The 19,854-nt window shown below is 63.5% G+C and carries 16 protein-coding genes and 1 tRNA gene; 9 read left to right on the top strand and 8 right to left on the bottom strand.

Annotated features, from left to right (window positions below; all coding sequences use genetic code 11):
• The first annotated feature begins 44 nt into the window (after positions 1–44).
• Positions 45–1,250: a GAF domain-containing protein gene (locus tag RhoBH5_RS06845; RefSeq protein ID WP_228232777.1), complete on the top strand. Its 1,206-nt coding sequence runs from the start codon at positions 45–47 to the stop codon at positions 1,248–1,250.
• On the opposite strand, the gene RhoBH5_RS06840 is transcribed toward RhoBH5_RS06845, so the two are convergent.
• Positions 1,247–2,707, bottom strand: a complete 1,461-nt coding sequence (locus RhoBH5_RS06840; RefSeq protein ID WP_047270290.1) for an FAD-dependent oxidoreductase — start codon at positions 2,705–2,707, stop codon at positions 1,247–1,249. The two genes, RhoBH5_RS06845 and RhoBH5_RS06840, sit on opposite strands and share 4 nt — an antisense overlap.
• A gap of 82 nt (positions 2,708–2,789) precedes the next feature.
• A complete protein-coding gene (locus tag RhoBH5_RS06835) occupies positions 2,790–3,971 on the bottom strand; it encodes an aminotransferase class V-fold PLP-dependent enzyme (RefSeq protein ID WP_047270291.1) in 1,182 nt (393 codons plus the stop codon).
• A 14-nt stretch (positions 3,972–3,985) separates the two neighbouring features.
• Between RhoBH5_RS06835 and RhoBH5_RS06830 the strand changes: the two genes are divergently transcribed.
• The 7 genes from RhoBH5_RS06830 to RhoBH5_RS06800 all read left to right on the top strand — a co-directional run bounded on the left by RhoBH5_RS06830 (position 3,986) and on the right by RhoBH5_RS06800 (position 12,891).
• On the top strand, positions 3,986–5,260 hold the full coding sequence (locus RhoBH5_RS06830) for an APC family permease (protein ID WP_162113671.1): 1,275 nt from the start codon (positions 3,986–3,988) through the stop codon (positions 5,258–5,260).
• A 78-nt stretch (positions 5,261–5,338) separates the two neighbouring features.
• Positions 5,339–6,562 carry an ergothioneine biosynthesis glutamate--cysteine ligase EgtA gene (egtA, locus tag RhoBH5_RS06825; RefSeq protein ID WP_054826087.1) on the top strand — a complete coding sequence of 408 codons (1,224 nt, stop codon included), beginning with the start codon at positions 5,339–5,341 and terminating at the stop codon, positions 6,560–6,562.
• Positions 6,559–7,866, top strand: coding sequence for an ergothioneine biosynthesis protein EgtB (egtB, locus tag RhoBH5_RS06820; RefSeq protein ID WP_042920949.1), 1,308 nt, complete (start codon positions 6,559–6,561; stop codon positions 7,864–7,866). Before egtA ends, egtB begins: the two co-directional genes overlap by 4 nt.
• 1 nt (position 7,867) lies before the next feature.
• Positions 7,868–8,614 carry an ergothioneine biosynthesis protein EgtC gene (egtC, locus tag RhoBH5_RS06815; RefSeq protein WP_269612833.1) on the top strand — a complete coding sequence of 249 codons (747 nt, stop codon included), beginning with the start codon at positions 7,868–7,870 and terminating at the stop codon, positions 8,612–8,614.
• Positions 8,611–9,582, top strand: a complete 972-nt coding sequence (gene egtD / locus RhoBH5_RS06810) for an L-histidine N(alpha)-methyltransferase (protein WP_270008086.1) — start codon at positions 8,611–8,613, stop codon at positions 9,580–9,582. Before egtC ends, egtD begins: the two co-directional genes overlap by 4 nt.
• 345 nt (positions 9,583–9,927) lie before the next feature.
• Positions 9,928–11,577: an HNH endonuclease signature motif containing protein gene (locus tag RhoBH5_RS32645; RefSeq protein ID WP_082920614.1), complete on the top strand. Its 1,650-nt coding sequence runs from the start codon at positions 9,928–9,930 to the stop codon at positions 11,575–11,577.
• 108 nt (positions 11,578–11,685) lie between these two features.
• Positions 11,686–12,891: a PQQ-dependent sugar dehydrogenase gene (locus RhoBH5_RS06800; protein ID WP_270008085.1), complete on the top strand. Its 1,206-nt coding sequence runs from the start codon at positions 11,686–11,688 to the stop codon at positions 12,889–12,891.
• A 3-nt stretch (positions 12,892–12,894) separates the two neighbouring features.
• Here RhoBH5_RS06800 and RhoBH5_RS06795 read toward each other — a convergent pair whose 3' ends face one another.
• The 6 genes from RhoBH5_RS06795 to RhoBH5_RS06770 all read right to left on the bottom strand — a co-directional run bounded on the left by RhoBH5_RS06795 (position 12,895) and on the right by RhoBH5_RS06770 (position 19,000).
• Entirely contained in the window at positions 12,895–13,782 is an 888-nt protein-coding gene (locus RhoBH5_RS06795) for a cyclase family protein (RefSeq protein WP_270008084.1), read from the bottom strand.
• Positions 13,782–15,362: an SLC13 family permease gene (locus RhoBH5_RS06790; RefSeq protein ID WP_007728891.1), complete on the bottom strand. Its 1,581-nt coding sequence runs from the start codon at positions 15,360–15,362 to the stop codon at positions 13,782–13,784. The genes RhoBH5_RS06795 and RhoBH5_RS06790 overlap by 1 nt, the downstream gene beginning before the upstream one ends.
• Before the next feature lie 79 nt (positions 15,363–15,441).
• Positions 15,442–16,098, bottom strand: coding sequence for a hypothetical protein (locus tag RhoBH5_RS06785; protein WP_030536285.1), 657 nt, complete (start codon positions 16,096–16,098; stop codon positions 15,442–15,444).
• A gap of 239 nt (positions 16,099–16,337) precedes the next feature.
• A complete protein-coding gene (locus tag RhoBH5_RS06780) occupies positions 16,338–17,318 on the bottom strand; it encodes a ribose-phosphate diphosphokinase (protein WP_003946284.1) in 981 nt (326 codons plus the stop codon).
• 71 nt (positions 17,319–17,389) lie between these two features.
• Positions 17,390–18,841, bottom strand: coding sequence for a bifunctional UDP-N-acetylglucosamine diphosphorylase/glucosamine-1-phosphate N-acetyltransferase GlmU (glmU, locus tag RhoBH5_RS06775; protein ID WP_082654795.1), 1,452 nt, complete (start codon positions 18,839–18,841; stop codon positions 17,390–17,392).
• An 88-nt stretch (positions 18,842–18,929) separates the two neighbouring features.
• Positions 18,930–19,000 (bottom strand) — tRNA-Gln (locus tag RhoBH5_RS06770).
• 154 nt (positions 19,001–19,154) lie between these two features.
• On the opposite strand from RhoBH5_RS06770, the gene RhoBH5_RS06765 reads away from it, so the two are divergent.
• Complete coding sequence (locus RhoBH5_RS06765) at positions 19,155–19,808, top strand: TetR/AcrR family transcriptional regulator (RefSeq protein WP_003946303.1); 654 nt, start codon at positions 19,155–19,157, stop codon at positions 19,806–19,808.
• Positions 19,809–19,854 lie beyond the last annotated feature (46 nt).

Below are 19,854 nucleotides of genomic sequence, written 5' to 3'. Positions count from 1 at the left end.
TGTGGACGTGGTTCGCGTCACATCGAAAGCGGTAGCCTGACGGAGTGACCATCGTGGGGAACGCTCCCGAAGGCAGTCGGCTCGGTGCCGTCGTGCCGGGTACCGACCTGTCGCAGCATGCTCGCCTACTCAGTCGGGTGCACGACGCAGTTCTCTCCGGCCAGGAACCACCGGCGCAGCCGCGGACCGTCGTGGCGCGGTCGTGGTCGAGGGTGGCCGCCGGCGGGCTCACGCCGGATCACTGCGGTGCGTCTACTGTCGCCGATTTCTCCGAGTTGGAGGCGAGGCGTTCGCGTACCGCGCTGCGAAGCGTTCTGCCCGAACTGCGAACCACGCTCACCGAGGTCGCCGAGGACGCGGGCTTCATCGTGGTCGTTGCCGACGCCGACGGTGTCCTGCTCTGGCGCGAAGGGGCGAAGACCGTCAAACGTGCGGCGGACGCTCTCGGGTTCGCGGAAGGCGCACGCTGGTCGGAGCAGTCGGTGGGGACCAACGCGATAGGTACCGCGCTGATCGAAGACTCTGCGGTGCAACTCTTCTCGGCCGAGCACTATGCGCCCACGCATCACAATTGGTCGTGTACCGGCTCGCCCGTGCACGACCCACGGACGGGCGAGATCCTGGGCGTGGTGGACATCAGTGGATCCGCAGCTTCGGTTCATCCCACCACCGTCGCGCTGGTGCGCACCGCGGTTCGCCTCGCGGAGGCGACGCTGTGGCGCGAGCACGCAGCTTCGCTCGAGCGCCTGCGCTCGCGCGCGGCGCCGTTGTTCGCGGCAGGCACAGGTCCGGCATTGGTGGTCGACGAGTTCGGCTGGGTAGCCGGCGCCAGCGGGATTGCCGCGCCCGACCGTGTGGCAGCACCCAGTGCGGGAAAGCCCGTCATCGTGCCAGGTCTGGGGATGTGTCTGCCTGAGCCGCTGGGAGACGGCTGGCTGTTGCGCACCGGCGTCGGCGGGCCGTTGATCGAGCTGGAGCTGGCCCTCGGAGCATCGCCGCAGGTGACGGTGCGTGGTGACGCCAACTGGACGCGCGCGCTTTCGCCGCGTCACGCCCAGATCTTGCGGGCACTGGCAGCCGTCGGTTCGGCAGGTGTGGATGCCGCAGGCCTGAGCGAAGTGCTCTTCGGTGATCGCGAGCATGTCGTGGCAGTGCGCGCCGAGGTGTCCAGACTGAGGAAACACCTCGGCGCGGTCCTGCAGACTCAGCCGTACCGCTTTGCCGAGGGCGTGCGAGTTGTGGTGATCTAGCGCGCCGCGCTGATTCCGGCACGACGTCCGAAGAAGCTGCCGTCGCCGAGACTTGTCCCGCTGGCGTAACCGCCCGCACAGACACCGGACGTGCAGCGACCCGCTGCGAAGAGTCCGAGGATCGGCGCACCCGAGACGTGCAGAACCTCGGAATCGACGGTGGTCTTCAATCCTCCCAGCGTGAATCCGCCTGTGCGGCCACGGAGATCGATTGCCGCGAACGGGCCGACGATCGGCTTCACCCACTCGGACTTCTTGCCGAGCACCGGATCCGAACCTTCAGCCGCGTGCCGGTTGTAGAGGTCGACGGTGGATTGCAGCGATCCGACGGGCAATCCCATCTCGCCTTCGAGTTCCTCGACGGTCTCCGCCACCCAGCTCGGCTGCGCCCGCAACTGTGCACTGGACGATTCGGCATTCATGCCTTCCTCGTACGCAGCTTCGTCGATCACGAGGAATGCCTGGTTGTCCTGCTGGAACAGCGTTGCCTGGCCGATGCGGCCGGGGTAGGTGTCCTCGGGGATGTATCGCTGACCGCGGCCGTTGACAAGAATGCCGCGCACCATCAACTGTGGGTCGCAGAAGAACGCGACCTCGGTGGCGTCCATGTGTGCGGTGTCGGCGCCGAGTGCCTGACCGATCTGGATTGCGCGGCCGTCGTGCGCCTCGATGGAGGCCGCCGGGTGGCCGAAGATGCGCGGTGCGTTCGAGCGCACCATCTCGTTGTTGTACGCGAAGCTGCCCATCGCAAGCACTACGCCTTTGCGGGCACGAATCGCGACATCCTTGCCGTAGCGCTTGGCGACGACGCCGACAACCCGATCGCCGTCTACCACCACAGTTTGGACGCGCAGATCGTATTCTGCTCGGACACCGAGCTTTTCGGCCGTCTCGACGAGTGGCTTCATCAGCATGTAGCCGCCGCCCTTCTCGCCGGTGTTCTTCTCGGACATCTGCGGAACGTGTCCGCGGGGCGCGGGATCGACGAGGGTGTTGAACGGCGCGGCGTTCTCGCCTCCCGAGTACATCAGGCCGTCGTCGTACGGCGGTTCCCAGCCGGGCTGACCCCAGAACGATTCCTTGAACGGGACCCCGGCGTCGACGAGCCAGTTGTAGTGATCGACGCTGCCCTCGCAGTACGCGTCGATCTTCGTATCGTCGGTTCCGGGGCCGAGCGCTGCCTTCATGAACGTCTTCATGTTCTCGACCGAGTCCTCGAACCCGCACGCCTTCTGCAACGGCGTTCCACCGCCCAGGTAGATGAATCCACCAGCCAATGACGCGGCTCCGCCCCAACCGCCCGTCCGCTCCAGGACGAGCACCTCGGCGCCGGCACGCGCTGCTTCGATCGCAGCGGTGACGCCGGCGATGCCGTATCCCGCGACGACGACGTCGGCCTCGTAGTCCCAGGTGGTGATGTCGGCAGCGGAGATCGGTCTGACGGTGGGGTCGGCCATGCGAATAGTCCTCTCGGAAGGCGAAACTGCTGATCACCCCACAGTTGCAGTTTCGACTTCCGCAGATCAGGCATGGTCCCGGTCAACGGGAGGTTTGTAATCCCCTGACCGCGCCCAGAAATGTGTCCAGGTCGGCTTCGTCGACGAAGTAGTGCGGCGATGCGCGAACCACGGCATCGAGCCCGCGGGCATCCATGTCGAGGAGGGTGGACCCGCGACCGCTGACGGTGACGGTGATGTTCTGTGCTGCAAGCTGATCCCGAACCAGGTGCTCGGAAATACCGTCGACGGTGAAGGAAACGATGCCGCTCAGATGGGTTCCTCGATCGCGGACTTCGACTCCGGAAATCGCTGCCAGACCTTCCCTCAGCGTGACTGCTCGGGATTCGATCTGCTCCCACGCCGTGTCGGTGCCGATCGAGAGCAGATAGTCGGCGGCGACGCCGAGACCCAGGCGCGCCGCGACACTCGTTTCCCAGAGCTCGAATCGTGTTGCGTCCGGTGCGGGTACGAAGCTGTTCTCGCCGGTCCATTCCGCTCCGTGCAGGTCCATCGCAGCGGGTTCGAGTGCGTCGACGAGTCCGGGGCGGACGTACAGGAATCCGGTTCCGCGTGGCCCGCGGAGCCACTTGCGGCCGGTTGCGCTGAGGGCGTCGACGCCGAGTTCGGTGACGTCGATGGGCAATTGGCCGACGGACTGGCATGCGTCGAGCAGAACGAGCGAGCCGTGGGCCCTCGCGAGTTCGACGACCTCGCGGACGGGGTTGATCAGGCCGCCGTTGGTGGGGACGTGGACGACGGAGACGACGCGAACCCGATCGTCGAGCATGTTCTCGAGTGCGTCGAGGTCGATGCGTCCGTACTGATCGCTCGGGATGATCTCGACGTGGGCACCGGTCGAACGCGCCCGCCCCAGTGCCGCGATGGCGTTGCTCGCGTATTCGACTCCGCTGATGAGGATTCGATCACCAGGTCCGAGCGGAACGGCAGCGAGGAAGTCGTTCCACGCACGGGTCGCGCTGTCCGTCAAAGCGATATCGGTTGCCTGAGCACCGATGACCCGGGCCAGCGAATGGGGAACAGCAGCGAGGGCGCCGCTCTGACGAGCAGCTGCGACGTATCCGCCGACGTCGGCTTCACGTCGCAGGTGCTCGATCATCGTGGCCGGCACCGGCTCGGGCGGGAGCGAGGATCCCGCGCTGTCGAGGAACACCTTGTCAAGGCATCCGGGAGTGTCGCGGCGGATCGTGTCGAGATCGAACATGGCACCTTCCGTTCATGTCGGTGTGGTTCAAACTACCTGTGAACGAAGCTGTCCCGATGGAGCGAAGACTGGGCACGGCCGATGCCGTGGTGATCGGCCTCGGCGCGATGATCGGCGCCGGAGTCTTCGTGGTGTTCGCGCCCGCTGCCGCAGTAGCCGGTACCGGGTTGCTTGTGGGCCTGGCGATTGCAGCGTTCATCGCATTCTGCAACGCGACGTCGTCGGCGCAGCTTGCGGCCAGATACCCCACTTCAGGCGGGACCTACGTCTACGGACGTGAGCAGCTCGGACCCTGGTGGGGGTTTACCGCCGGCTGGTCGTTCGTGATCGGGAAGACCGCGAGCTGCGCGGCAATGGCCCTGACTTTCGCGACGTATGTTGCGCCTACGGCCTGGCGTGTCCCCGTCGCGGTATTGGTGGTGGCAGCGCTGGTTGCAGTCAACTACCGCGGAGTCACGCGGACGGCGCACATGGCCAGGGTGATCGTCGCCGTGTCGACGACGGCGCTGTGTGTAGCGCTGGTGGTTGCCGTCGTCGGTCCTGGTGCGGTGCGCGAGTTCCCGGATCTCGCATTCGGGTCGTGGTACGGCATTCTGCAATCGGCGGGACTGCTGTTCTTTGCCTTCGCCGGGTACGCCAGGATCGCGACGCTGGGGGAGGAAGTGCGTGATCCGCGTCGAACGATTCCGCGGGCGATCCTGATCGCACTCACCGTCGCCGTCATCCTCTATGCGCTGGTAGCGGTGGTGCTGTTGGTGACGCTGGGACCTGATCGGCTGGCGAATTCGGCGCGACCACTGGCAGATGCGGTGGGCGCAGTCGGTTGGAGTTGGGCCGTTCCCGTAGTGGTGATCGGTGCCGCGGCGGCGTCGGCGGGGGCGCTGCTGGCTCTGATCGCCGGCGTGAGTCGTACGGCGATGGCGATGGCCCGCGAGCGCGATCTGCCAGTGGCCCTCGCTGCAGTCCATCCACGGTTCGGGGTCCCTCACCATGCGGAACTTGTGGTCGGTGCCGTTGTGATCGCCTTGGTCTCGACAACCGATCTTCGTGGGGTGATCGGCTTTTCGTCGTTCGGAGTGCTGCTCTACTACTTCGTCGCGAACGTGAGTGCGTACAGCCAACGCGGTGTGGACCGGATGTATCCGAAGTGGCTGCAAGCGGTCGGCGCGGCTGGTTGTGTCGTTCTGGTGGTCACACTTCCGTGGATCGCGGTTGTTTCCGGCGCAGGTGTGGTTCTGGCCGGTTGTGGGTACCGGTGGATACGACTGAAGAAATTCAACGACACGTAACACCACAAAGGGTGCATCTCGGACGTTGGCGTTCTATCGTCGGTAGCGACCGCGAAGACCGCCCGAAGGGGAAGTCGAATGGTGACAGCAGCGTTGACAGCAGCACAGACCACGCAGGTGGATTCACGTCCTGCGGCCGAGGCCTACGTCGGTGGTGTGTGCTTCAAACAGGGGCCACCCCGTTTGGTCGGAGCTGAGCTCGAATGGCTGACCAGCCAGGTTCCCGGTGGGGAGCGGCCGTCAGCAGCGACTCTGGCAAAGGCACTCGGGCGACACGCACCCACCAGTATCGACCCGGATTCACCAGCGGTTCCGCTTCCTCGTGGCAGCCTCGTCACCGTAGAACCTGGCGGACAGATCGAACTCTCGTCAGCGCCGCGGACGTCCGCCCGAGAACTGTGTGACTGTCTCGACGAAGACCGTCGTACTCTCGAAACACTCCTCGCGTCGTACTCCATCGAAATCAGTTCTGCCGCGGCCGACGTCGCCCGACCACCTTCCCGGATTCTCCGGTTGCCACGTTATTGCGCAATGGAATCCCGCTTCGCCGGGATAGGACCGTACGGCACCTTGATGATGTGCAATACAGCAGCAGTGCAGGTCAGTGTCGATGCCGGCGGCAGCCCGGAGTCCATTGCCCAGCGTTGGCGGCTCCTCGGGGACATGGGGCCGGCGCTCATCGCTGCGTTTGCGTGTTCTCCACGCTTGCAAGGGGTTCCGAGAGGGGATTGGGCGTCCCAACGCATGCGGACGTGGCTCGAACTCGATTCCTGGCGAACGGTCGCAGTCCCGGAAGTGCAGGACTACGCCGGCTGGGCGCTCGATGTTCCGCTGATGTGTGTGCGAAACGAGGGCGACGATTGGACGGCTCCGCGGGGTGCCACTTTCGGGGACTGGATAGACGGCGCTGTGGATGCCGAGATCGGACGCCGACCCGTCTGGGCGGACTTGGACTATCACCTGTCCACGCTGTTCCCGCCGGTTCGCGCTGTCGGCCATCTGGAGGTTCGCTACATCGATGCGCAGCCGGGAGATCTGTGGCGAGTACCGGTAGCAGCGATCGACGCGTTGCTGTCCGGGCCTGCCGTGATGCGTGAGGCGAGTGATGCCGCAGCGTCGACGGCCGGGAGATGGCGGGATGCGGCAGAGTACGGTTTGGACGACGTCGAACTGCGTTCGGCGGCAACCTCTCTGATGTCGCTTGCCGCGTCATACGCGCCGGAGCCGCAGTTTGTCCGTCTTCTCGATGCCGCAGCCGAACGGTGTTGTCGCGCAATTGTGCCCGGTGAGAGCGACACATGACGGGGGAGATCACCAAGGAAGCGGTCGAGGCCGTACTTCTGCGAGCGCGTGAGCGGTCGACGCTGCTCACCGACTGCGTCGACGATACCGAATTGGTCGCTCAGCATTCCCCGTTGATGAGTCCACTCGTGTGGGACCTGGCGCATATCGGCAATCAAGAGGAACTCTGGCTGGTGCGAGATGTCGGTGGCCGCGATCCGGTGCGTAGCGACATAGACGAGCTGTACGACGCGTTCAAGCATTCGAGATCGTCGAGACCCACACTTCCCCTGCTCAACCCGGCCGAGGCGCGCGAATACGTACGTACGGTTCGCGGGAAGGTCTGGGATGTGCTCGAAGCCAGCACCTTCGGACGCACAGAACTCGACATGGACGGTTTTGCCTTCGGGATGATCGCGCAGCACGAGCAGCAACACGCCGAAACCATGCTCGCAACACACCAATTGCGTTCGGGACCCACGGCACTCGTTGCCACACCCGCTCCGCAAGCGGCCCGCATGCCGGAACTCGACGAGGTCACGATCCCCGCCGGCCCCTTCGTCATGGGGACCGACGACGAACCGTGGGCACTCGACAACGAGCGCACTGCGCATCAGGTCTATCTCACCGACTTCGCGATCGACAGATTCCCGGTCACCAATGGGCAGTTCGTCGAATTCATCGAGGACGGCGGCTATTCCCGACCGGAACTGTGGTCCCGTGACGGTTGGCGGCATCGCGTCGACGCGAAGCTCCGTGCACCACTGTTCTGGGAACGCGACAGTTCGGGTTGGTGGCACGAGACTTTCGGCGTCGAGGCTCCGGTCCCACCGGACAAGCCCGTCGTGCATGTGAGCTTCTACGAAGCCGAGGCCTACGCGTGCTGGGCAGGCAAACGGCTTCCCACCGAGGCGGAATGGGAAAAGGCCGCGCGGTGGGATCCGGAATCCGGAAGATCGCGACGATTCCCGTGGGGGGACGTGTCCGCAGACGAGAAACTTGCCAATCTCGGTCAGCGCCATCTCGGTCCCGCCGGCGTCGGCTCGTACCCGGCGGGTGCATCGGCAGCAGGTGTCGAGCAGTTGATCGGTGACGTGTGGGAGTGGACGTCTTCGGGTTTCCATCCGTATCCGGGTTTCCGGGCCTTCCCCTACCGGGAGTACTCGGAGGTGTTCTTCGGCGGCGACTACAAAGTGTTGCGAGGGGGATCGTTCGGGACCGACAGCGTTGCCTGCCGGGGGACGTTCCGCAACTGGGACCACCCGATCAGGCGCCAGATCTTCTCGGGTTTTCGCTGCGCCAGAACGATTTCGGGTAGATCCTGACATGTGTCGGCACCTCGGGTATCTCGGGCCGCCGCGTTCGGTTCGTGAACTCCTCCACGACGGCGAGAACTCACTGATGCGACAGTCGTGGGCACCTCGCGAGATGCGTGGCGGCGGGACCATCAATGCCGACGGATTCGGCGCGGTGTGGTGGAACGGTGGAAGGCAGGGACGGTACCGCAGTATCTCGCCGATCTGGTCAGACCCGACAGTCGACGAGACATTGTCCCACATCGTTTCCGGATCCGTTCTCGCCGCCGTACGTTCCGCGACGGAGGGGATGGCCGTCGAGATCGGTGCCTGCGCACCGTTCGTCGACGGAACCTACGCTTTCAGCCACAACGGAGCGGTATCCGGTTGGCCTGGCTCACTCGCCGACTTGGCAGCAGAAGTTCCGGCCGTCGAATTGCTGAAGATGCCCGCGCCGACGGATGCTGCCTTGTTGTGGACAGTGCTTCGGCATCGGTTGAAGTCGAAGCCCGCGGAAGCCGCCGTGACGAGCCTCGTTCACGATGTGGCTGCGGCGGCACCGGATTCACGATTGAACCTCCTGTTCGGCGACGGGCAGGAACTGTGGGCCACGGCGTGGGGCCACACGTTGTACACACGGGTCGACGAGTCGCGGGCACTGATCGTTTCCGAACCGTCCGATGGTTCGCCGGACTGGGAGCAGGTGCCGGACCGGCACATCGTCTGCGCGCGTCCCGGCCATTTGATCGTCACCCCGATACCGATGGGAGAACAATGAAAACCCCTACGCTCGAGGTTTATCTGACACCGGCCGAATCGGTCGACGCATTGCGAGCCGAGGCCAGGGAGGGCTTGACCGCTACGCCGAAGTGGCTCTCGCCCAAATGGTTCTACGACGCGCGTGGAAGTGAACTGTTCGAGGAGATCACGGCCTTACCCGAGTATTACCCCACCCGTACCGAACGCGGCCTGCTCGCTCGGTACGCCGACGAGATCGCGGCGTTGACCGAACCCGAGATCCTGATCGAACTGGGTTCAGGTTCCTCTGAGAAGACGCGGTTGCTCCTCGACGCGATGACGGCTCGCGGAACTCTGCGAACGTATGTACCACAGGATGTTTCGGTGACGGCCCTCGAAGGTGCGGCGCAGCAAGTCGGTGCCGAGTTTCCCGGAATCGACGTGCTCGGAGTGGTCAGCGACTTCACCGGTTCGCTGCATCATCTGCCAGGTGGTGGACGGCGGGCGGTCGCGTTTCTCGGTGGAACTCTCGGCAATCTCGTTCCGGCGGAACGCGCCGAGTTCCTCTCGGGCATTGCAGCGGTGCTCGATCCCGGTGAGAACCTGATCCTGGGCGTGGGGTTGGTGATCGATCCCGCAGTCCTCGTGCCCGCCTACGACGACGCTGCCGGTGTGACTGCGCAGTTCAATCTCAATGTTCTCTCGGTCCTGAACAAGCAACTGGGAGCGAACTTTCCCTTGGAGGACTTCCGTCACGTCGCGCTCTGGGATGCCGAGAACGAGTGGATCGAGATGCGCCTGGAAGCACTTCGTGAAGTCTCGGTGCACATCGACGACCTGGATCTGGAGATCACCTTCGCAGCGGGCGAGCAGCTGCGCACCGAGATCTCGGCGAAGTTCACCGAGGACGGGATTGCCGCGGAACTCGCGTCCGCGGGCTTCGGGGTGCGGAAGGTGTGGACGGATCGGGATCAGCGCTTTGCGCTGTTGTGTGCGCAGCGGGCGTGAAGTGGGCGCTTGTCAGAGGATGCTGTCTCCCCCTAGAAGTGTCTCAAAAGTTCTGTAGGCGGCAATATTTGAGAAGTGTCGAGAGTAGAGATCTGCGGTGCCAGTATGGACAGCGTCCGACACCGGCGCAAGATCCACGAGATGCGCGAGTTTTACATAGGACTGGTCATCGCTCGCGCCGAGCGGATACTCCTGCTCGCCGGCCTTGCGCTCGAATTTTGACTGCGCCTCAGCGGGGTCGCCAGCCCAGATGAGATAACAGTCCTCTCGGTGGAAGCACCCGACCCCGTCATTCTTCCCCAACTCGAATATCGCTATGCCGAAGTACGGTTGATCTCGTGTCGGATGCTGAGTCATGCGATTGAACGTAGTGACATCGGAGCGCAAAAGGTATCGGTGAATACCCCGGGATTTCGCAAAAACTTGTCGGTGGGCGCCCGTAGAATCGCTCATATGTTCGAATCGAAGACTTCCGCGGACGCGCTGTTTCGGCAGCATGCGGAAATCGCGCGCGCCCACTTCCTCGAGATCGACGCGGTCACTGCGCTGTACTTGGACCGTTGTGAGGAGGATGCCGCGGTTGGAGTCAATGAGGCTTTTCGGGGTCAATTCGCGCACGTGGAGATCGCGTCGATACTGAGCATTACGGAGTACGCCGCGCAGAAAATGATTGCACTGGGATGTGACCTGCGCTGGCGACTTCCGCGGGTGGCGGCCGCTTTTGCTTGCGGTGACATCGATCTGGCCAAAGCGATGGCACTGTCCGAAGCTCTCGCCAACGTCTCCGAGCACGCGCTCGATGACATCGAGCGACTCCTCGTGGACGGTGCCTGCCGTGTAACCGGTAACAAGTTGAAGGCGCGCGCACGAGGTCTCATTGCTCGGCACGACCCTGATGGGGTGCGTGCCAGGCGAGTTCGTGCGGAGGCGGATCGGGACGTTCGGACGTGCGCGTCGCACGACGGTATGTCGACTCTGGACGGAATGCTTCCAGCGGTCGGCGCTCAGACTTTGGCCACGAGGCTCCGTGCGATGTCGATGCAGGTCTGTGGTTCCGATCCGAGAACTTTCGGGCAACGGCGTGCCGATGCACTGATCGCATTGGCGGAAGGAAAGACGTCGTTGGATTGTCAGTGCGACGGCGATTGCACCCGTAGGGATGATACGAAGACCTCCGCGCTCCCGATTGCGACAATTCTTGTGGGTGTCAACGCTTCCACCCTGCTCGGATTCGACGACCTGCCAGGCTATTTGCAGGGGTACGGCCACATCGATGCCGACCTTGCGCGCGCGATCGCCGCGGACGCCACGTGGCAGAGAGTCCTCACCCTTGCACCGTCCGAGGTGCAACATTGTTCGACTGCGGGGGCAGCCGGACCGGTGCTCGGCGTGGGTCGGTCGATGCGCTCACCGGAGATATTGCCCGCTGCGGCAAGGGATAATCGCTCGCGAAGGAACAGTGGTTCGCGGCGCGGTGAATCCACGTACCAGCCGTCCGCGGCGTTGGTGACGATTGTAAGGACGCGAGACGGTACGTGCCGCTTTCCGAATTGTGTTGTGCGTTCTGATAGTTGCGATATCGATCACACGGTGCCGTTCGATCACGGCAACCCCGCTCAGGGAGGGCCTACTGCAGAACGGAACTTGGCCTGTCTGTGTCGAAAACATCACCGACTGAAGACGTTTGGCAGGTGGACAGTGAAGCAAATCGGAGGTGGTCTTCTGGAGTGGAAAGATCCGTCAGGACGACGAACGGTTACCGCGCCCGTAGGCCCATTCTGTGACCCCGAACTGAGAGTGCCCGACGCGGCGAGACTGCATTTGACGGACGGCGATGCGCTGGAACGACGTTTCGGACTTCGGGACAGGGGAGTGGAAGCGGATCTCGAATACCTCCTGGACTGGAGTGTGCCCGGCTGGCGGAAGGCACGATCTGCATCAAGACGTAACGCATCCCCACTGGCGAACGCTTTGCCGGAGTTTGCCGACTTCTGAAGGGGTTTCGTTTCTCCTGTGGCCTGCGGGTATAGCGAGAGGGCCCGAAAAATGGTGTTTGTCTGTTTATAGTGAGGCGCAGAACGGTTTCCGACCCGAGGAGAACGCGTGCGTCATCCGAAGCTCGCCGCATTGACCGTGGCCCTGATTGCAGTACTGGTGATGCCGGTAACGCAGAGCGTGGCTCAACCATTCCCCTTCGACCCCGGCAGTTTCGGCAACGGAAGCACCGGATCGTTGGGGAGCGACGACCCGGACATACCCATCGAGGACACCCTCCCGCAGTTGTCGGTCACCACACTGGTCGACGGACTCGACCACCCTTGGGACGTGGTGGCGGCCCCGGACGGTGCAATCCTGACCGGACAACGATCCGGCGGATTCTTCGTTCGCCGAGGCGACAACACGACAGGTCCAGTCGCTGCTGACCTTTCGGATCTCTACGCGCAGTCCGAAACCGGTCTCATGGGTATCGCGCTTGCCCGCGACTTCGCTCAGTCGCGCACCCTCTACACCTGCCAGGGATTCAGCGCTGGGGGAGTCACGGACGTTCGAGTGATCTCGTGGACCGTCGACGCCGGATGGACCGCACTCACGCGAACCGGAACTGTACTGCCAGGAATCCCGGTCTCGTCCGGGCGTCACGGGGGTTGCCGAATTCTTGCGGCGCAGGACGGAACGCTGTTCGTCGGGACGGGTGACACCGCGACGCCGAGCGTCCCCCAGGATCCGAATTCGCTGGGCGGCAAGGTCTTGCACATCAACGCCGACGGAACTCCGGCGGCGGGGAATCCGAATGCTTCCAGCCCGGTCTACACGCTCGGGCACCGCAACGTCCAAGGCTTGGCCGTGCAACCCGGAACCGGCCGGGTGTACTCGGTTGAACAGGGCACAAGCGTCGACGACGAAGTCAACCTGCTTACCCCCGGCGGAAATTACGGCTACCGCCCGGATCGGCTTCCCGGAACGTACGACGAATCCGTGCCGATGACCGATCCCGTGCGAGTGCCGGGAGCGATTGCGGCGGTGTGGCGTTCGGGTAGCTCGACGTTGGCTACCGCCAGCGCTGCCTTCACCGGTGGAGCTGCATGGGGTGCCTGGGACGGTGCGCTCGTAATGGGTGGCCTCAAGAGCAAGGAACTGATCTTCCTCCGCCTGAGTGCCGACGGACGCTCGGTCGACGCGCAGACCTTCGGGTTGGAGAACCAGTTCGGTCGCTTGCGGTCGGTGACCCCGACGCCCGACGGCTCGCTCCTGGTGACCACCGACAACGGCGCCGGCGACAAGGTGCTGCGGGTGACGCCTACGCCCTGATCTTCAGTACCAGGCGATGACCCGGCACGGACCACCCGAACCACCCGCATGCGTCGGCGCTCCCACCATCACCGTGGCGCCGACGGCCGGAAGTGCGGACAGATTTGCGAGGGCTTCGACTGCGTACTTTCCTGAGCCCAAAGCGCTTCGGTGAGCCCCGTGGGTGGTGCTTCGGCCCGCGTCGATGCTGAGGGTGTCCGAGCCCACGGCGAAGATGTTGCGCTCGCGGACGAGAAAGTCGATCGCCTCGGGGTTGAATCCCGGTGTGTGTTGCACGCCGAGTGCATCTCGATTCGTGAAGGCGCCACCGGCACCGGCCCGGGTATCCCAACCCGAGTTCATCGCAACCAGGCTGCGGGGAGCGATGGTCCCGTGGAGGGACTCCCAATCGAGGATGTCCTGGCGGGTGAGCAGTGTGTCGGGGTCGACGGAGGCTCGGGCACTGATGTCGACGACCGCAATCGGCACGACGAGGTCGGCGACGGGAATCTTCTCGACGGTGATTCCGTCCGCACTGGCGTGTGCGGGAGCGTCGATGTGAGTACCAGTGTGTTCTTCGAGGCGGAGTTCGTTGAGGTAGAAGTTTCCACCTGACCCGGCGGAGCCGAGCGAGCCCAGAGATCCGGCGGCGTCGGCGATCTTCGCTAGGTTCCTCATCTCGAACGAGCGCGCGCCCGGCCACACCGGGAACTCCGGCGTCAGTACGTGGGTCAGATCGACGATGGTCTGACCTGTTGGTGCTGCCGACGCAGTGGGCTGTACAGCGCCGGCCATGACGGTCGCGCCGAGGGCACCGGTGCCCAGCGCCGCGAACATCGATCGACGGCTGATCTTCGTGCCTTCGCGTCCTATCGATTCGTAGACCTCCGACAAGACCTTCGGTGAGCACATCAGAAACTCCAGATCACTGGGATCAACACCGTTGCAACTATCAGGAACCACAACAACATCGGGAGTCCGAGCTTCCAGTAGTCGCCGAACTTGTAACCACCAGGGCCCATCACCATCATGTTCGCGGGAGTGGCTACGGGCGTCAGGAAGGAGGCCGCGGCAGCGACGGTGACCGTCATCAGAAGGGGCAGCACCGAGATGTCGAGTTCGATGGCGACCGAGATCGCGATCGGCGTGATGATCAACGCGGTTGCAGTGTTGCTGATCAGCTGGCCCAGAGTCGCCGTCACGACGAAGAGTCCAGCGACGACGACATACGGGCTTGCCCCACCGACGACGTCGACAAACGCATGCGCGAGCTTTTCGGCCGCGCCGGTCTGCTGGATTGCGGTCGACAGCGGGATCATTCCGCCGACGAGAATCAACGTGGTCCACGAGATGGACCGATGCGCCTGCTCGACGCTGATGACTCGTAGCAGCACCATCGCACATGCCGCGAGGAGTCCGGCTATCGCGGACGGCACCAATCCGAACGTCAGCATCACTACCATCGCCGCAACGACGACGAGAGCGATGACCGCGCGGGTTCCCAACGGGGCTGCCTGCTTACGGATCTGGGCAGGTGCGTCGACCACGAGGACGTTCGGATCGACGGCGGTGTGGGTGTCGAGATCGTCCCAGCTTCCTTGCAGGAGAAGCGTGTCACCGGCCGCCAACTTGACGCCCTTGGGGCCGCAGTCCTCACCGGCGCGCTGGACTGCGAGTATCACCAGATCTCCACTGTCGGTCACCATGCCCGGAAAAGCCCTGTCGCCGATCATTTCCGAGCGCGGCGGGATGATCACTTCGACCACGCCGTCGTGCTTGGTGATCAAGGGCTCTGCGGACGGCGCATCCTTTCCCATGAGCTGATACTGCTTCGCGAGGGTCTTGGCATGCCGGCTCAGGTCAGGCGACATCGACGTCCCCGCACGATGGGGGAGGACGTGAGGACCGAGAAGTACGGCGATCGCAATCGTTCCCAATACGAGCGGCGCACCGACCAAGGTGAAACTGAAGAACCCGAAAGCACCGGCCCCGGATTCCTCGGCGGCTTCGGAAACGATGATGTTGACCGGTGTTCCGGTCAAGGTGAGCATCGATCCGGCATGGGCGGCAAATGCCAACGGCAGAAGCAGTTGTGACGTCGATTTACCGAGACGTACCGCCAAGACGACCACCATCGGTACCAACGCGGCTACGGCCCCGTTGACGCTGATCAATGCGGTCAACGCGGCAACCAGCAACATGATCGCACTCACGAGACGGACTCGGGATTCGCCGACTTTCGCCAGCAGTTTCTCGCCCGCCCATGTGGTGACACCGGTGGCGTCGAGGGCTTCGCTGACGACAAAAAGCGCGGCGATGAACACCACCGTGGGATCGCCGAATCCGGCGAGCGCCTGCTCCATCGTGATCACACCGGTGGCGTACAGCGCCAGGGCAGTGCCGATCGCGATGATGCCGACCGGGATTCGGCCGATCACGAACAGCGCCACGACCAGTGCAAGCACGACGAAAGTGATGGTGATGTCATTCACGATTCGTAAAGGTACCTGCTCATACAGAACGGCCCCGTCTCGCAAGTGAGACGGGGCCGTGGGACGGACGCGAGGGGAATTAGTTGGAGGCGGCGATGCGGGCCTTCTCGAGAGCGGCCAGCGTGCGAAGAACCGTGGCCTTCTGCTTGTTCAGATCGCTCAGTCGTGCGCGAGCCGGCAACCCTTGTGCGAGTTCGGCGACCTTGATCTGCTCGTCGATCGAACCGAGCTGATCGAGAAGCCCTAGGACGCGCGTCTGGAGCGTGTCGATGTCCACGGTGTCGGTCTTGACCGGAGCGGCAACACGCGTCGCTGTGCCCGTGCTGGCGGGGCGGGAAGCGCGTGCGGGTGACGTGTCGGCGACAACCGTTGCGGCGCGGGGCCGAATTGCCTTGCGAACAGCGGCCGCATCAGGAAGGACGTCCATACGGATCTCGTTCAGGACTCGGCGTGCCTCGCGTGCGTTGACGCGGTACTCGCGCTCTTCGTCGTCGTCGGACTGCAGCGTGCCGCCGAGCGGGCGCAGACCGTACATGCCGAGGAAGCGCTTGGCGTCGTCGATGATGCCTTCGTTTTCACGGCATTTTCCGCAGCGGGGTTCGTTGCGGAACATGTCCACGGAGTTGTCGTCTCCGCACCAGACACAAGATCCTGGGCGCCACCGCCGGATCGTCGGAACTGATGAATTCAGGGAATGAGATTCGGGCCGGGATTCCAGGGTTTGCGCGTCGATCACGACGAGCCACACTAGGCGAAGATTGCGGCGCGGTGAACACCGCCCCAACATCGACCTGGGTTTCTCGACGGGAGCGTGATCAAGATCATGTCAATCGCCGCATTCGGCGGTATTCGTGTGTCCCACAGGTGGTTTCATGATGACCGGGTGGTCTGTTTCTGAGACCTTCACGAAGACGACGACGGGCGCGTACCGGTGACCGTGAAGTCACAGGTACGCGCCCGTAGTGCGGCGCGAGACTAGGCGCTGCCGTTGAACAGCGAAGTCACAGAACCGTTCTCGAAAACTTCCTTGATGGTGCGAGCGAGCAGCGGTGCGATGGACAGCACCGTCAGCGTCGGGAACTTCTTCGACTCGTCGATCGGAAGTGTGTTGGTGACAACAACTTCCTTCGCGCCACACGTCGACAGACGCTCGGCCGCAGGGTCGGAGAGGACGCCGTGGGTTGCAGCGATGACGACGTCACCTGCACCGGCCTCCTTGAGCACCTTGACCGCGCCGGCGATGGTTCCGCCGGTGTCGATCATGTCGTCGATCAGGATGCAGGTGCGACCTTCGACCTCACCGACGACGCGGTTGGACTTGACCTGGTTGGGTACCAACGGGTCGCGCGTCTTGTGAATGAATGCCAGCGGTGCTCCGCCGAGCGAGTCGGCCCACTTCTCGGCGACACGAACGCGCCCCGAGTCGGGGGACACCACCGTGATGTTCTCGAGGTTGTAGCCCGCGCGAATGTGGTTGGCCAACTGGCTGTGTGCGTGCATGTGATCGACGGGGCCGTCGAAAAAGCCCTGGATCTGATCGGTATGCAGGTCGACCGTGATGATGCGATCGGCGCCGGCGGTCTTGAGCAGGTCGGCAATCAGGCGAGCGGAGATCGGCTCGCGTCCGCGATGCTTCTTGTCCTGGCGGGCGTACGGGTAGAACGGAAGAACGGCGGTGATGCGCTTTGCCGATCCACGCTTGAGAGCGTCGATCATGATGAGCTGCTCCATCACCCACGTGTTCAGCGGTGCCGGATGACTCTGCAGGACGAACGCATCGGAGCCGCGAACCGACTCTTCGAATCGAACGAAGATCTCACCGTTCGCGAAGTCGCGCGCGGTCTGCGGGGTGACGCGGATGTCGAGTTCCTTCGCCACCTGCTCCGCCAACTCGGGATGTGCGCGACCCGAGAACAACATCAGGTTCTTCTGGTTGTCGATCCAATTCGCAGTCACTGGTTCATGCCGTCCTTTTGTACTTGCCGGTCGATCTGGTGGTGATCTGTGCTGTCTGTTGTGCAGGGCTGTCAGGTTGTTGCAGGGCCGTCAGGTTGTGCAGCTGCTGCAGCGGCATCGGCCGCGGGTGTGCCGGGACGATTCTTCTGGACCCAGCCCTCGATGTTGCGCTGCACCCCACCCGAGACGGCGAGCGCCCCAGGCGGTACGTCGTTCTTCAAGACCGTGCCCGCACCCGTGTATGCGCCGTCTCCCACGACGAGAGGGGCGACGAACATGGTGTCGGAGCCTGTTCGGACATGCGACCCCACCACAGTACGGCTCTTGTTCACCCCGTCGTAATTGACGAAGACGCTCGAAGCTCCGATATTGCTGTGATGGCCGATGGTGGCGTCGCCGACGTAGGTAAGATGCGGAATCTTCGAATGCTCGCCGATATCCGCGTTCTTGGTTTCCACGTAGGCGCCGATCTTGCCGTGTGCCCCGAGGCGGGTACCAGGCCGGAGATAGGCGAAGGGGCCGACAGTCGCGTCCGCGCCGACAACGGAGTCGGTCCCGTGCGAGCGGACGACGACTGCGCGCTCGCCGACTCTCACGTTGTCCAAGGTGGTATCCGGGCCGATCACGGCGTCTTCGCCCACCGAGGTCGTGCCGGTCAACTGAACTCCGGGCAGGAGCGTCACGTCCTGTGCGACGTGCACGTCGCAATCTATCCATGTGCTCGCAGGATCGACGACGGTGACGCCGGCACGCATCCACTTCTCGAGGATCCGACGGTTCATCTCGCGGGCGAGAGTCGAGAGCTGCACGCGATCGTTGGCGCCCGCGACGAGAACCGAATCCGCGATGTGCTGAGCACGAACACGCTTGCCCGCGCGACGGGCGATCATGATCACATCGGTGAGATAGAACTCGTGTTGTGCGTTGTTGGAGTCGAGGGACGCCAGCGCGTCGCGCAGAGTTTCGAAGTCGAAGGCGTAGACCCCTGAATTGACCTCGGTGATCGAGCGCTGCGAATCGGTGGCTTCCTTCTCCTCGACTATGGCGTTCACCTCGCCGTCCGTCGTACGAAGGATTCGCCCGTAGCCGGTGGGGTCGACGGCCGTCGACGTCAACACCGTCACCGCGGCCGCGGGAGCAGCCGTGTGCTGGGCGAGGAGGTCTGCGATGGTCTTGCCGTCGAGCAGAGGCACGTCGGCGGCTGTGACGAGTACGGTCCCGGAGAAGTCGGCCGGCAACCCCTCGAGCCCACAACTGACAGCGTGCCCGGTGCCCTTCTGCTCGTCCTGAACAGCGACGGTGACGGAACGGTCCAGTTCCCCGGCGACTGCGTTCACGGCTTCGGTGACACGCTCACGATCGTGACCGACGACGGTCACCAGGTGCGTGGGATTCAGTGAGGTTGCCGCGTGAAGCGAATGTGCCAGCATGCTGCGTCCGGCGAGAGTGTGGAGGACCTTGGGAGTCTTCGACTTCATTCGTGTACCGGCACCCGCTGCGAGAACGATCACGGCGGTCTGCACTGGTTTGAGCTCCCTCTGTCGATCAAACTGTCGATCAAACTGTCGATCAAGACATACATTCCGCTCGGGAAAGCATGTTGTTCACCAGCTCCGCCGCCAGGACTCGAACCTGAACTATCTGAACCAAAATCAGAGGTGCTGCCATTACACCACGGCGGATTGCCACGCATTGCCGAGCCTTGCGGCCGAACGCGCGAAAGAATAATCGCATGCCGACCCGCCGTAGGTCGAACCGCTCCTCCGATCGGGCCCCCGAAGTCCCGATAGGCTGAGCGTCCACAGCAGTGATTTGTGTGTCGGCGAGAGGAAGACAATGGCGACGGTGTCCGGTTCGGGTGGCGGGGATCCAGTTCCCGAACGAGTGACACGGATCCGGATGACCGGTACCCAACGTCGGCAACAGCTGATCGAGATCGGGCGGGCATTGTTCGCCGAACGGGGATACGAAGCGACCTCGATCGAGGAGATCGCCCAGCGCGCGAACGTGTCCAAGCCTGTCGTGTACGAGCACTTCGGCGGCAAGGAGGGGCTGTACGCCGTCGTAGTGGACCGGGAGATGTCGCGACTCCTCGAGATGATCACGTCTTCGCTCTCACAAAATCGCTCGAGAGTTCGAGTCGAGCGGGTTGCGTTGGCTTTGCTCACCTACGTGGAAGAGCACACCGACGGATTTCGGATACTCGTGCGCGATTCGTCCGTTGTCGCGCCCAGTGGGACATATTCGAGCCTCCTCAACGACGCGATCAGTCAGGTGGGCTACCTGTTGGCGGGGGACTTCTCCAGACGCGGTTTCGACCCCGGACTAGCAACGATGTACGCACAGGCGCTTGTCGGCATGGTGTCCACTACGGCTACTTGGTGGCTCGACGAACGGACTCCGTCGAAGGAAGTTGTCGCCGCTCACCTCGTGAATTTGTGTTGGAATGGGCTGACGAATCTGGAAGCCGATCCACAATTGGAGGGTTAACCAGGCGCGCCTGCCGCGCAGAGATGGATCGCGGTCTAAGCTGTGT

Origin of the sequence: Rhodococcus sp. BH5, assembly GCF_027583855.1 — a bacterium.
Taxonomy (GTDB): domain Bacteria; phylum Actinomycetota; class Actinomycetes; order Mycobacteriales; family Mycobacteriaceae; genus Rhodococcus_F; species Rhodococcus_F qingshengii.
The sequence above is the reverse complement of the archived record's forward strand: the minus strand, read 5'-3'. Positions and strand labels throughout refer to the sequence as shown.